The organism is Exiguobacterium sp. R-17, assembly GCF_049913315.1.
GTDB lineage: Bacteria > Bacillota > Bacilli > Exiguobacteriales > Exiguobacteriaceae > Exiguobacterium_A.
In genome coordinates, this window is sequence record NZ_CP184372.1 from 1,847,194 (window position 1) to 1,860,410 (window position 13,217).

Annotated in this window: 17 protein-coding genes; all 17 read right to left on the reverse strand. The window is 46.7% G+C overall.

The window, feature by feature from the left end:
- Nucleotides 1-2: 2 nt before the first annotated feature.
- The 17 genes from flhA to fliI are packed head-to-tail and all read right to left on the reverse strand — an operon-like array spanning nucleotide 3 to nucleotide 13,214.
- Nucleotides 3-2,027 (reverse strand): flagellar biosynthesis protein FlhA, encoded by a 2,025-nt coding sequence (gene flhA / locus ACN9MT_RS09905; protein ID WP_035407024.1) that lies wholly within the window; start codon nucleotides 2,025-2,027, stop codon nucleotides 3-5.
- Between the two features lie 14 nt (nucleotides 2,028-2,041).
- Nucleotides 2,042-3,133, reverse strand: a complete 1,092-nt coding sequence (gene flhB, locus ACN9MT_RS09910; RefSeq protein ID WP_035407021.1) for a flagellar biosynthesis protein FlhB — start codon at nucleotides 3,131-3,133, stop codon at nucleotides 2,042-2,044.
- A 4-nt stretch (nucleotides 3,134-3,137) separates the two neighbouring features.
- Nucleotides 3,138-3,905, reverse strand: coding sequence for a flagellar biosynthetic protein FliR (gene fliR, locus ACN9MT_RS09915; protein WP_035407018.1), 768 nt, complete (start codon nucleotides 3,903-3,905; stop codon nucleotides 3,138-3,140).
- Complete coding sequence (gene fliQ / locus ACN9MT_RS09920; RefSeq protein WP_023468705.1) at nucleotides 3,902-4,174, reverse strand: flagellar biosynthesis protein FliQ; 273 nt, start codon at nucleotides 4,172-4,174, stop codon at nucleotides 3,902-3,904. The genes fliR and fliQ overlap by 4 nt, the downstream gene beginning before the upstream one ends.
- 11 nt (nucleotides 4,175-4,185) lie before the next feature.
- Nucleotides 4,186-4,854: a flagellar type III secretion system pore protein FliP gene (gene fliP / locus ACN9MT_RS09925; protein WP_035407016.1), complete on the reverse strand. Its 669-nt coding sequence runs from the start codon at nucleotides 4,852-4,854 to the stop codon at nucleotides 4,186-4,188.
- A complete protein-coding gene (locus ACN9MT_RS09930; protein WP_056062223.1) occupies nucleotides 4,851-5,342 on the reverse strand; it encodes a flagellar biosynthetic protein FliO in 492 nt (163 codons plus the stop codon). The genes fliP and ACN9MT_RS09930 overlap by 4 nt, the downstream gene beginning before the upstream one ends.
- Nucleotides 5,339-5,704, reverse strand: a complete 366-nt coding sequence (locus ACN9MT_RS09935) for a response regulator (RefSeq protein ID WP_035407009.1) — start codon at nucleotides 5,702-5,704, stop codon at nucleotides 5,339-5,341. Before ACN9MT_RS09935 ends, ACN9MT_RS09930 begins: the two co-directional genes overlap by 4 nt.
- Before the next feature lie 12 nt (nucleotides 5,705-5,716).
- Nucleotides 5,717-6,835 carry a flagellar motor switch phosphatase FliY gene (fliY, locus tag ACN9MT_RS09940; protein WP_035407007.1) on the reverse strand — a complete coding sequence of 373 codons (1,119 nt, stop codon included), beginning with the start codon at nucleotides 6,833-6,835 and terminating at the stop codon, nucleotides 5,717-5,719.
- Between the two features lies 1 nt (nucleotide 6,836).
- The gene (gene fliM / locus ACN9MT_RS09945; RefSeq protein ID WP_029342065.1) at nucleotides 6,837-7,820 is read right to left on the reverse strand and encodes a flagellar motor switch protein FliM; all 984 of its coding nucleotides are present in this window, start codon (nucleotides 7,818-7,820) and stop codon (nucleotides 6,837-6,839) included.
- A 9-nt stretch (nucleotides 7,821-7,829) separates the two neighbouring features.
- Nucleotides 7,830-8,279: a flagellar basal body-associated FliL family protein gene (locus ACN9MT_RS09950; protein WP_035407004.1), complete on the reverse strand. Its 450-nt coding sequence runs from the start codon at nucleotides 8,277-8,279 to the stop codon at nucleotides 7,830-7,832.
- Nucleotides 8,254-8,490, reverse strand: a complete 237-nt coding sequence (locus ACN9MT_RS09955; protein WP_035407001.1) for a flagellar FlbD family protein — start codon at nucleotides 8,488-8,490, stop codon at nucleotides 8,254-8,256. The genes ACN9MT_RS09950 and ACN9MT_RS09955 overlap by 26 nt, the downstream gene beginning before the upstream one ends.
- On the reverse strand, nucleotides 8,487-9,338 hold the full coding sequence (gene flgG / locus ACN9MT_RS09960) for a flagellar basal body rod protein FlgG (RefSeq protein ID WP_035406998.1): 852 nt from the start codon (nucleotides 9,336-9,338) through the stop codon (nucleotides 8,487-8,489). Before flgG ends, ACN9MT_RS09955 begins: the two co-directional genes overlap by 4 nt.
- Nucleotides 9,338-9,808, reverse strand: coding sequence for a flagellar hook capping FlgD N-terminal domain-containing protein (locus tag ACN9MT_RS09965; protein WP_035406995.1), 471 nt, complete (start codon nucleotides 9,806-9,808; stop codon nucleotides 9,338-9,340). The genes flgG and ACN9MT_RS09965 overlap by 1 nt, the downstream gene beginning before the upstream one ends.
- Nucleotides 9,801-10,919, reverse strand: coding sequence for a flagellar hook-length control protein FliK (locus ACN9MT_RS09970; protein WP_426272142.1), 1,119 nt, complete (start codon nucleotides 10,917-10,919; stop codon nucleotides 9,801-9,803). The genes ACN9MT_RS09965 and ACN9MT_RS09970 overlap by 8 nt, the downstream gene beginning before the upstream one ends.
- Before the next feature lie 13 nt (nucleotides 10,920-10,932).
- Nucleotides 10,933-11,475, reverse strand: coding sequence for a magnesium transporter MgtE N-terminal domain-containing protein (locus tag ACN9MT_RS09975; RefSeq protein WP_056062230.1), 543 nt, complete (start codon nucleotides 11,473-11,475; stop codon nucleotides 10,933-10,935).
- Nucleotides 11,472-11,906 (reverse strand): flagellar export protein FliJ, encoded by a 435-nt coding sequence (locus ACN9MT_RS09980; RefSeq protein ID WP_035406985.1) that lies wholly within the window; start codon nucleotides 11,904-11,906, stop codon nucleotides 11,472-11,474. Before ACN9MT_RS09980 ends, ACN9MT_RS09975 begins: the two co-directional genes overlap by 4 nt.
- Nucleotides 11,907-11,918: 12 nt before the next feature.
- Nucleotides 11,919-13,214 (reverse strand): flagellar protein export ATPase FliI, encoded by a 1,296-nt coding sequence (gene fliI / locus ACN9MT_RS09985; RefSeq protein WP_426273505.1) that lies wholly within the window; start codon nucleotides 13,212-13,214, stop codon nucleotides 11,919-11,921.
- Between the last annotated feature and the right edge of the window lie 3 nt (nucleotides 13,215-13,217).

Here is a 13,217-nt window from a genome sequence, read left to right on the forward strand (position 1 = left end):
TCTTAAATCACCCCAATACTCTTGACTTCGATCGTCGGCATTAATTCGTTATAGGACAAAATCGGAATATCTGGAAAATAGCGTTCTGTCAATTGACGAACGAACATCCGGATACTTGGAGAAGTCAGGATGATCGGATGCGCCCCGTATCGTTCGAATTCCATTGCTCGCTCTTGCAACGTCTCGATGAAACGTGTAGCCTTTTCGGGATCAAGCGCTAAATAATTACCGAACTCAGTCTTTTGGATGGCCGACTGGATATCCAGCTCCATCTCACTTGAGATCGTCACGACGTGCAAGACATCTCCTTGCATGACCTGTTCCGTAATTTGACGCGATAAGGATTGACGAACATATTCCGCGAGCAATTCGCTGTCTTTCGTCACAGCTGCATAGTCTGCGAGCGTTTCGAAAATCAATGGTAGATTTCGAATCGAGACTTTTTCTTTTAGTAATTGAACGAATACTTTTTGAAGTTCACCGATCGATAACAGCTGTGGTGTGACTTCTTCGACTAGAATCGGATGCGATTCCTTCAAATGGTCGACCAATTGTTTCGTCTCTTCTCGTCCGAGTAATTCAGCGGCATGTTTCTTCAAGAGCTCCGTCAAATGTGTCGCGACGACAGATGGTGGATCAACGACCGTATACCCTGACATCTCTGCTCGACTACGTGTCTGTTCATCAATCCAGAGTGCTGGCATACCAAAGGCTGGTTCGACCGTTTCGATACCTCGAATTTCTGGATCATCGACACCTGGGCTCATCGCTAAGTAATGATCCAGTAAAAGCTCACCACTTGCCATCTCACTTCCGCGAATCTTGATTCGATACTGGTTCGGGGATAACTGCAGATGATCGCGAATCCGAACGGTCGGTAGAACGAATCCAAGTTCAAGCGCTAGTTGCCGACGAATCATGACGACACGATCGAGTAAATCGCCGCCTTGGGCTTCATCAGCGAGTGGAATCAATCCGTAACCGAATTCGAATTCAATCGTATCGACATTGAGTAAGGAAATGACTGATTCGCTTGATCGTAAGTTTTCACTCGGTGCTTCTTCAACCGCAACTTCTTCTTGCATCGTCTTCGTCGTCTGCTTCATCCGCCAAGCGAAGAAGCCGAACAGGATTGCAATCGGCATCGTGACGTAATCGGGAATCGCCGTGAACAATCCGAGTAAGAAGATCGCCCCAGCTGCGATTCCGACAAGTAAAGGTGTCCGTGCCAATTGACCGATGACATCTTCACCGAGGTTTCCGTCTGAAGTCGAGCGCGTGACGATGATCCCGGTCGCCACCGAAATTAAAAGGGCTGGAATCTGACTGACAAGTCCGTCTCCGACCGTCAGTAACGTATACAGTTTGACTGAGTCCGCCATCGGTAAACCTTGCTGAACGACACCGATGATCATACCGAAGATTAAATTGATGATGACGATGATGATCCCGGCGATCGCATCTCCTTTAACGAACTTCGAGGCACCATCCATCGCACCGTAAAAGTCTGCTTCAGATTGGATTTTTTGGCGGCGGGTCCGAGCTTGTAATTCATCGATCATACCGGAATTCAAGTCAGCATCGATTGCCATCTGTTTCCCTGGCATCGCATCAAGCGTAAAACGTGCCGACACTTCTGAGACCCGTTCCGAACCCTTCGTGATGACGAGGAACTGGATTAAGACGAGAATCAAGAAGACGACGAAGCCGACGAGGGCATTTCCGCCGACGACGAAATCACCAAATGCTTCAATGACTTCGCCACCGTTTCCGTTTGACAGGATTGCCCGTGTCGTCGAAACGTTAAGCGCAAGACGAAACAAGGTAACGATCAATAACAATGTTGGAAAGACAGAAAACTCTAGTGCCTCTTTGGCATTCATCGCAACGAGCAATACCATCAAGGCAATGAGAATATTGATGATGATTAAAAAATCGAGCATGATAGCGGGCAGTGGAATGACGAGCATGAAGACGATCATGATGACGCCTAGCAGGACCGTTAAATCTCTTGTTGATATACTCATGATGCTTCATCCTTTCATTTTGCTTGTTTCAGTTGATAGACAAAGGCGAGTGTTTCAGCGAGCGCCTGATAGAACGTTTCATCCACTGCCATACCAATTTCTGATTGAGCGAACAACGCCCGCGCGAGCGGACGGTTTTCAACGATCGGGACCTCAGCTGCTGTCGCCTTCTCCCGAATCCGGAACGCGACAGCATCTACGCCTTTCGCAACGACGATCGGTGCCATATGTTTACCGTCATCGTATTGGATCGCTACCGCATAATGGGTCGGGTTCGTGATAACGACGTCGGCATTTGGTATTTCTTGCATCATCCGCCGCATCGCCATCTCCCGTTGTTGTTGTTTAATCTTTCCTTTGATTTGAGGGTCACCCTCTGTGTTTTTATGCTCATCCTTTAAATCCTGCTTACTCATTCGGATCGACTTCTCGAAATCAAATTTCTGATAGGCAAAATCAAGAATGGCTAATGCAATCAAGGCGATACTGACCGATAAACCGAGTAAAAATGTTAAATGACCAATGATAGCTAACGCATCGCCAATCGGTTCCGAGGTCAATCTCGAGATCTCGACCTTGTTGTTCCATAAGACTGTTCCACTTGTTACACCGATCACCAGCAATTTAAAGACCGATTTCAAAAACTCGACAAGTGCTTTGACGCTCACGATCCGTTTGACGCCTTGAAGCGGATTGATCCGGTCCAGTTTCGGCTGAATCGCCTCACCGCTTAAGAGCACACCGATTTGGACGAAGTTTCCGAGAATACCAATCACGACCGCTGTTAAAAAGAAAGGTGCGACTAAAATCCCCATTTGCATCAGCATCTCGATGAGAATCTGTTCAACTCGTCCTTCTTCGACCGCTTGCAGGACTTGACTAGCACTAAGACCATCTTGCAGGACGAGAACGAAACGCCGTCCTAGAAACGGACCAAAAAAATAGAGGACGAGAAACATGGCGAACAACATGAAACTGCTTGTTAAATCTGCTGATTTTGCGACTTGTCCCTTCTTACGGGAGTCATCCCGCTTTCGAGGTGTCGCCTTTTCCGTCTTTTCACCAGCGAAATACTGAAGATCAAGGCGTAATCGATATGAATGCATGTCCTCAACCTCCTAGTAATCGAATGGCATCTGCAAGTACATCCTGCAACAACGGAACGAATCGACCGATTCCTGTGATCGTTGCACCTGCTAATAAAAATAGAATCACATATCCCATCAGCAGTTTGACGGAAAAACCAATTGCAAAAATGTTGAACTGAGGTGCCGTCTTCGCGAGGAATCCGAGTGCGAGATCCACTAAAAATAGGGAAACGACAAGTGGCATCGCCATTTGTAACGCAGTTAACATGGCAAGCCCAACGACCCGAATGACAAGACTCATCCCAGCGTCGCCCGATACCGCAAGCAGACTGCCCGGCGGAAAGATTTGAAAACTCGTGTAGATTCCGTCAAGCAGGATTAAATGCATATCAGAAGCGAGTAGAACAAGTAACGTCAACATGTAATAAAATCGTCCGACGATCGGTGACTGTCCACCAAACATCGGGTCATAAGCGGAAGCCATCGCGAGACCCATCTGCAAATCGATGATCGAACCGGCAATTTGTGGCGCATACAATAAAAAACTAGCAAGTAAGCCAAGCGCTAGACCCACTAAAACTTCCGTTCCCATCCGAAAGAAAAAATCGAAGTCTTCTACTCGAACGTCTGTCTTTACAGCGTAACTCGCAAAGTAAGCAAGACCGGCCGCAAGCGCTAATTTATGTTGCGCTGGTAATTGCTTTGAGGAAAACAATGGAGCCGCGACAAGAAAACCGACGATTCGTCCAAAGACGAGCAAAAAAACACTCAGGAAAGATAGTAACGTCATTTGCGGGAAACCTCAGCGATTTGCTTAAATAAGTCAATCGTAAAGGTCTGTAATTCCTGCATGATCCATGGTCCGAAAAAAACGAGTGCTAAAAATACGGCAACGATCTTTGGAACGAACGATAGCGTCTGTTCCTGAATCTGTGTCGTCGCCTGCAAAATACTGACGAGCAGACCGACGACGAGCGAGACCAGTAATAAGGGAGCTGATACTTTTAGTAATGTCCAGACAGCAGAGCTTGCCAACTGAATAATCATTTCTTGAGTCATCTTCTCTCCCCCTAACGCATACTGACGAGCAGTGATTCAACGATCAGGTGCCAGCCATCGACTAAAATAAATAACAAAAGTTTAAACGGTAAGGCAATCATGACCGGCGGTAACATCATCATCCCCATCGACATCAAGACACTCGAGACGACCATATCAATGACAAGGAATGGAATGAAGATCATGAATCCGATTTGAAAAGCCGTCTTCAATTCACTAATCGCATATGCTGGAACGAGTGCGACGAGTGGGATATCTTCAATCTTTTTCGGTTTTTCATAATTGCCGTATTTTAAGAACAACTCTAAATCATTCGTTCGCGTGTGTTTTGACATGAATCGCTTCATCGTATCCCCAGCTTTATCAAATGCCTCATCTTGACTGATTTTATCTGCCATATACGGTTTCAAGGCTGTCGTGTTCAATTCTGATAAAACGGGTGACATGACGAACAGCGTGATGAACAGTGCCAGTCCAACGAGTAGCTGGTTCGGCGGCGTTTGTTGTGTTCCAAGGGCAGAACGGACAAAAGACAACACGACGACGACACGCGTAAAACAAGTCATCAAGATCAGTAATGAAGGGGCTAACGACAATAATGTCAGCAATACGAGTAGTTTGATCGATGTCGCCGTTCCTGAAGGAGTATCAAGTGAGATTAGATTTTCAATCGTGTTCATGAGCGTCCTCGATTCTTTTGCAATTGTTCGAGTTGTTGTTTGAATGTCTCAAGAAACGGTGAAGATCCCGTTTTAGATGAAGACTCTTCAAGATCCATCGGCTCATATCCCTCTAAATCATCAAGTGTATCTAACAACTGTACGTTCTCTCCAACACCTACGACATAAATCTTGTCCTGCACCTTCACTAACTGGACGGATCGATCCTTTCCTAGTGGTACACCACCTAGGTGAGTCAATCGACCAGAATGTCTCACACCTCGTGTCCGTTCATGAATGAATCGTGTCACAAGGATGAATCCGCCGATCAAAACGACGAGAACGACGACTCCTTTGAAGATAGTCAACGCCATGGAAGGACTCTCATCGACTTGCTGAGTCGTTGGTGTATCGCTCTGAGTTGGATTCAATTTTTCTTCGACTGTTTCCGCTTGCACAGGAAGCGCAAGCAGAAACAGGAGACAAATCAGCAAAGTCACTTTTTTCATGACGAGACAGTTTTCGAGACCGCTTCAAGCACGCGATCCGCTTGGAACGGTTTAACGATGAAATCTTTTGCACCTGCTTGAATCGCATCGATGACCATCGACTGTTGCCCCATCGCTGAACACATGATGACTTTAGCGGCAGGGTTAAATGCTTTGATTTCTTTAAGCGCAGAGATTCCGTCCATTTCAGGCATCGTAATGTCTAGCGTGACGAGGTCCGGTGTCAATTCCTTGTACTTAGAGACCGCTTCGCGTCCGTTTTCTGCTTCACCGACGACATCATAGCCGTTCTTCGATAAGATTTCCTTGATCATCATCCGCATGAAAGCGGCGTCGTCTACGATTAATACTTTTGCACTCATATTAGTTCCTCCTTAGAACATCCGAAGACGTTCTTTTGTATTTACGATTTCTGTAATGCGTACACCGAAGTTTTCTTCGATGACGACCACTTCACCTGTTGCGATCAATGTATTGTTGACGAGAACGTCAACCGGTTCTCCTGCCAGTTTATCCAGCTCAATCACGGAACCTTGTGTCAATTCCAATATGTCACGAACGGAGCGACGTGTCCGTCCTAACTCAACCGTGACGTTCAACGGAACGTCATATAACATCCCAATATTTCCTGGCGTACCCTCTACTTCCATCTCACCTAATTGGCTGAATTGAACCGGACTGACACCGACTGGCGTTGCTTTCGGTTCAGGTGATGCAACTGTAGTTTGTTGTGCCATTGCTGGCGCCGATGGTGGTGATGGTGATGGTTGTGCTTGCTCCGTTACTTGTGGTGCAGGCTCTGCTTGTTGAGTCGTACTCGCGCTAAAGAGTTTTTGAATCAATTGTTTCGAGAAGTCCAGTGGTGCTAATTGAACGATTTTTGAATCGATCATCGTGCCAATCTTAAGATCAAACTCGATGATGACCATGTTCTCCCAAAGAGAAAAGCTATCGACGATACTCTTATCTTGAGAAAAGTCGAAGATTTCAACTGCTGGCGGCGAAATATCGATTCGCATCGAGAATACAGTCGACATCGAGGTAGCAGCTGCTCCCATCATCTGGTTCATCGCTTCCTGTACGGCAGATAGAGCAATCGGGTCCATCTCCAGTGACTCGTCGATGACGCCATCGCCTCCCATCATCAGGTTCGCGATGACGGAAGCATCTCGCTGTGTCAGGATCAGGACGTTTTCTCCTTTGAATCCTTCCGTATAACCGACACGTAGCGCGACGTGCGGAATCGGATAACGACTGCGTAATTCTTCCATGGAGATCATTCGGACGTGCGGTGTCGTAATCTCTACTTTTTGATTCAACAATGCCGATAAGGCCGTTGCCGAATTACCAAGTGAGATATTTCCGACCTCCCCTAATGCATCAATCTCCATGTCATCTAGTATTTCCTTTACGTCTGGCTCTTGCGGTTCATCGGTGGATGGCGTTCCGCGTAATAACGCATCGATTTCATCTTGCGAAAGCATATCGCTCATGTTATTCCTCCTCAATTCGTTGTAAGACTTGCAAAGCGAGGTGTTTCCCGTTTAATCCCGGTCGCGCCTTGAACATCTTCCGGTCGTCGACGAATACATCGACGGCATCCGAGGCTCGTGTCTTCAGGGATAAACAATCGCCTACTTCGAGGTGTAACAATTCACCAAACGAAAGCTCTGTTTGGCCGAGCACTGCTTTTAAATCGACGACGGAACTCATCAACTGCGTTTGCATGTGTTCAGACTCTTGATTATCTGCTGTCGTTCGCTTTTCTTGTTGCATCCAATAATGACTTGATAATTTCGGAAGAACGGATTCAAGGGTCACGAACGGCAAGCAGACATTCAACGTACCGCTCACTTCTCCGACCGTTACGTAAATCGAGACGAGAATGACTGTCTCATTTGGAGAGACCAGTTGCAGAAACTGCGGATTGATTTCCAAATCATCGTATTCCGCTTCGACTTCTGTTACCGACTCCCAAGCCGCCCCGTATTGAACGAAGGCACGCTTGAACAGTTGTGTTAGTATACGTGTCTCGATTTCCGTCAAATTCTCGATCTTGTTCATTCCTTCACCTGGTCCCCCAAGTAAACGATCGAGCATCGCATAGGCGATGTTCGGATTGACTTCAAATAAGACTTTTCCATCGAGCGGATGAAGATTCACTAGATTAATCAACGTCATGTTCGGAATGGAATGAATGAATTCATCATACGGAAGTTGTTCGACCGTATTAACCGTGAACTGAACATATGTCCGAAGTTGTGCAGAAAAATGTGTCGTCAAGACTCGGGCGAACTGTTCATGAATACGCGTCAAATTCCGTAATTGATCTTTTGAGAAACGGAGTGCTCGTTTAAAGTCATAGACCTTGACTCGACGCTGCTCCTCTTGACTTCGGATTTCCTCGACTTCCATATCTCCGCTTGAAATGGCTGATAGCAAGGCATCGATTTCATGTTGGGATAATACTTCGCTCATGCTGCCACCTCACTGGATGATTTTTTTCGTCGTGTAGACACGCTGGACATCGCCTTCTTGGATGAGCTTTTTGAATTGCATCCGTAACCGCTCTTCAAGCTTCTCCATATCCGCTTTTGAGTCTAAGTCCGACTTTTTCATAGCCGAAAGGTCACCCAAGATGATGTTATTGATTTGAAACTTTCGTAATTCTAAATCGTCACGCGTTGCTTGATCATCGGTGACGATCGTGAACTGGACATTTAAGAAACGTTCGTCAGCGATGTTCGTTGTCAAGTCGTCCGTTTGCAGACTTCGTGCATCAAGTTCTTCACCTGTCGGTTGTTCAACTTTTGCTTCCGTCGTGTCATTTGCTAAAAAATAATTCATGATCATGTATCCTGCCCCGATCATCAATGCTGCAACAATGATCATGATCAAGGGGATTTTCAGTTTACTCTTCTTCTTTTCCTCGGCCATCTTCGAGCCTCCTTACACTGTTCAAGCCCGCTAATCCGATTTGTTGATAAAAAGCGATTGCGATTGCTTTGACCTCTTCCATTGATTCCTTCACGACATAAATCTGTCCTCCGATGAGTTGAATCGTCGTATCCGGTGTAGAACGGACGGATTCGATCAACACGGCGTTCAGTACGAGTGGTGCGTTACGTAACGTCGTTAACGTGATCATCGTTTCAAATTGACCAGTTCCTCAAGAACCTGGTCCGATGTCGTGATGATTCGTGTATTCGCCTGGAAACCACGTTGAGCAATGATCATCTCCGTGAATTCTTCTGATAAGTCGACGTTCGACATCTCAAGCGTTCCCGACGTCAACTGTCCCATTCCGTTCAAGCTCGGTGTTCCGAGTACCGGTGGACCTGAGTTCTGTGATGCGGCGAATACGTTGACACCTGATTTTTCTAGACCACCCGGGTTAGCAAAGTTCGCGATCGTGATATAACCGACGTTTTGCAATGCTCCCGTCGTATCGACGTAAGTGACGAGACCGTCTTTACCAATCGATAAGTTACGTGCATCCGTTGGTACTTTTAGTTTTTGGAATCCTGCACCACCTGCTTCCGGGAGTGGTACTGGCGGAGTACCGTTTGCAGCTGCTTGTGTCCCGGTACCGATTAAGTAGTTTCCGTCACCTGTAACTAAGTTTCCATCAAGATCCGTATAGAAGTTACCTGAACGGGTATAACGAATCCCTTCCGCCGTGACGACCTGGAAGAATCCTTCCCCAGAGATCCCGACATCGAGGACGCGACCTGTATTCTGAAGCGCACCTTGGTTATACACATTATCGACTGTTGACATCGATGCTCCAAGACCGACCTGTTTCGGGTTCGTCCCACCGACATTGCCGCCTGCACCAGATGATGAGCCGACCGATTGACTGACGAGGTCTTTAAACGTCACCCGTCCTTTTTTATAACCGAACGTGTTGACGTTCGCGATGTTATTCCCGACGACATCCAGTTTTGTCTGGAAGTTCTTAAGCCCACTGATTCCTGAATACATTGAACGTAACATTATTTTTCCTCCTTTGATTGAATCTGCGTCAACTCGTAAACACTGATCTGTTTTCCGTTCGATAGTTCGGCCATGATATCCAGCCCATCCCGTTTTACACTAACGACACTGGCTGTCTCTTCGACGGTGGTCGTCTGCTCAGCACCTGAAGCATCCGTCGTCTTCGACTCCGCTTCATAACTGACTTTTTTACCAATCAGATTGCTGTAGGACAGCAATGCTGTTGCATGTTGGTTCAAGACCATCGTATCCATCGTCTTCCCGATTGCTTGCATCTGTTCCAACGAAGAAAACTGGGCCATTTGAGCGATGAAATCCTTGTCTTCCATCGGTGCTGTTGGATCCTGATTCGAAAGCTGGGCAATCAGAATTTTCATGAACATATCCTTATCCATCGCTTTATTCGTCGGTACCTGTGATTTTTCAGGAAGCTGGTATGAACTACTATCCGTTTTGATTGCGTCAGTCATCGTCTTCCTCCTCTTCTTCGTCTACTGGAACGGGTGTCTCTTGATACGGTGACTCATGCTCCTGCTGATCACGTGTGAAAGATTGTTGGAACTCCCGCGCACTCGAAGCAGTCATCCCCGTCTCGATCTTTACGACTGGCGTCTGTTGATGCAAGACGGTTTGTAATTTCCCAAGTTGTTGCTCGATTGATTGTTTTGCTTGCTCGGTGCTCGCAAATAGTTTGACAGTCAATGCCCCTTCTTTACGATCGAGTTGAACGACAACCTCACCAAGTTGCTCTGGGTACAGGCGAATCGACAATCGTGTGGACCCATCCGCACCTTTTATGAATGGTGCTTGCTGCAGTGCGGCTTCAATCCGTTGTTGAATCTGTTCTGAGACAGGTAGCGGCACTGGACGAATCGTTTGCAACGGAGTGCCTCTGTAAATCGGCATACTCATCGGAGGCGGTGCGGCTTTTCCTTCTGGATCAACGGGCATGGTCGCTTTTCGCATGAGTGAAGCGAATGCTAACGGAAGCGGTGTTTTTCCTTTTGCCTGCTCGGCTACAGCTACAGTGTCCGGCTTGATCGTTTCGACAACAGAACCAGTTTGCGGGAGTGTCTGTTTCACTGGCATCGCAGAAACCACTCCGTCCATTGTTGAAACTGGCGACTGCTTTAACATGTTCGTGTCATAATCTTTTACTTTGATCGTATCATTCGTCATTGTCTGCAAGACGAACTGTTGAAGTGATGGTGGCAATTGATCGAACTGACCTTTCGCCTGCTCCATATTTCCTTCGAGCAATTGTTTGACGAACGCTAGAAGTTGCTCCATTTTCTTTGGGTCTTGTTTTAACGCCTCTACTTCTGGTTGTTTCAGTAAGGAGAGAATCTCATCCGGCTGGTCTACAAGTTGTTGCATCCAGTCCGGGAAGGGTTGCGTCTCCGTTTCCGGCTCGAGTGTCATCGCATCCGCTGAGACTGATGACGGTAACGCCGTCGGCAGTTTTGTCAGATAATCAAGTAATGAGGCGAATTGACCACCAACCGTAGTCATCTCTCCTTTTTTTCCTGATCCTGTATTTAAGGTCGGGAAGGATGGTTGTGTTACTTCCGTCATGTTCATCAGGCTTCCCTCCTTACTTCGTCGCGAGTAACTGTGTCAAGGCGGCTGCTTTCTTAGCATCCATCTTGGCAATGATCGCCGCCTGTTGTTCCGCATCGATGTCCTCGATGATTGGTACGACTTCGGTCGGACTGAGTTCATTTAAAATCAGCGCAGCATCCTTTGGTGCCATTTCAGCATATACATCCGTCACGGATGCTGTTTTTTTCTTCGTCGTTTTTGTTTGATCCGTTGTTTGCGCAGGTGTCTGTTTTAACTGATCCCTCTCAGCAATCAAACGTTCAACTTCCTGCTCTTTCGCTTTTAAGGTATCCGATTGTTCCTTACTTTGATTGCGTAATTTTTTGATCTCTTGATTCGCTACTTTCAGACGACGTTCGAGTTCTGCTGATGGATTCGCCTGATTCGTAGTCGTTTTTTCGGTTGCGAACGGTAAGGATAGTAGTGGACGTCCATTCGCATAATTCAATACGAAATAAGCCGTCAACAAGATTAAAATCAAAGGAATGACCAATAAAGGTAAAATCCACCCTTTTGATGTTTTATTTTCACTCATATCATCCGTCCTCTTCCAAACTGTAACAATGCCAGTTCATCTAATTGATTTTGTTCCGTCAATGCTTCGATTCGTTTCGTTTCGACTGTATGATTCTCTTGGAGACGACTAAATTTCTTCTCTTCGATTAACGCTCGTTCGAGTGCTTCTTGTGTACGTTCGTAACGATTTTTCGATTGTGTCACGTACAATTGCTGTCGTTCGATTTCCTGCTTCACGACATCCCGAGCGCGTTCTCGATATTGCGAAGACGTCAGTTCCACGACGCCAATCTCATCTTGTGCCTTCAGAAAGGACTCATATCGAACGAGCAGATGATATAATTTTTCGACTTCAAGCTCATATTGCTTTTTATGAAGGCTCAGTTCTTTAGCGACGCGATCCTTCTCCGCTTCAGCTAAAGGAATGATTCGTTCATAGATCGTCTTCATCATTCGTCCTCCTTACTGAATCGTTGCCATGAGTTGATGACAAGCCGCTTCGAAATCACTGTCTTCATGAATTTGTTGTTTCAAGAAACGAATCAGCTCCGGATATGTATCGACGGCACGGTCAATTTCCGGGTTCGTTCCTGTTTTGTATGCACCGATATTGATTAAGTCTTCCGAATCAAGATACGTCGATAACAATTGTCGAAATGCGACAGCAGCGGTCTTTTGTTCAGATGTCGTAATTTGGTTCATGACACGGCTGATGGACCGTAAGACATGAATCGCTGGGAACTGCCCTTTGTTCGCAAGGTTACGATCCAGAACGAAGTGACCGTCTAAGATCCCTCGTACGGCGTCGGCGATTGGTTCATTCATGTCGTCACCATCGACGAGGACTGTGTAGAAAGCAGTAATCGAACCGTCTTGTGATTTCCCGCTCCGTTCAAGTAGCTGAGGAAGCAGAGCGAATACGCTTGGTGTATATCCTTTCGACGCAGGGGGTTCACCTGTTGCAAGACCGATTTCCCGCTGTGCCATCGCAAAACGAGTAACTGAGTCCATCATCAAGACCACATTTTTCCCTTGATCTCGAAAATATTCAGCGATTGCCGTTGCCGTATAGGCACCTTTTAGACGAACAAGTGGAGGTTGATCGCTCGTTGCTACGACTAAAATAGATCGTTTCATCCCCTCTTCACCAAGTTCTGCCTCTACAAATTCCTTGACTTCACGTCCTCGTTCACCAATCAAAGCGATGACATTGATGTCTGCTGTCGATCGTTTCGCGATCATCCCGAGTAATGTCGATTTTCCGACACCTGATCCTGCGAACAAACCCACACGTTGTCCTTGACCGACTGTCAACAGTCCATCAATGGCACGAATGCCAGTCGAGAGAACATCACTGATGCGAGGACGTTCGAGTGGACTAGGTGGTTTACGAACGATCGATGTCGTGCGTAAATTTTCTAATGACTCACCATCTAGTGGTCTTCCTAGACCATCAAGCACCTTACCAATCAGTTCGTTCCCTACTGGAACGTGGAGTGGTTTTCCTGTCGCAAGAACAATCGAGCCTGGAGCAATCGATGTCGTTTCACCGTATGGCATGAGTAGGACATGCCCTTCTCTAAATCCGACGACTTCTGCTTCGATTGTCTGACGTTGTTGGATTTGGATTAAACACCGCTCACCGATTGCCACTGCTGTCGGTCCTCGCGATTCGATCATCAACCCGATCACTTGGACGACCTTACCAGAGTGCTGTACAAGTTCTTCTGAGCGAATTTCTCGAACCGCGGCCTGCATCGC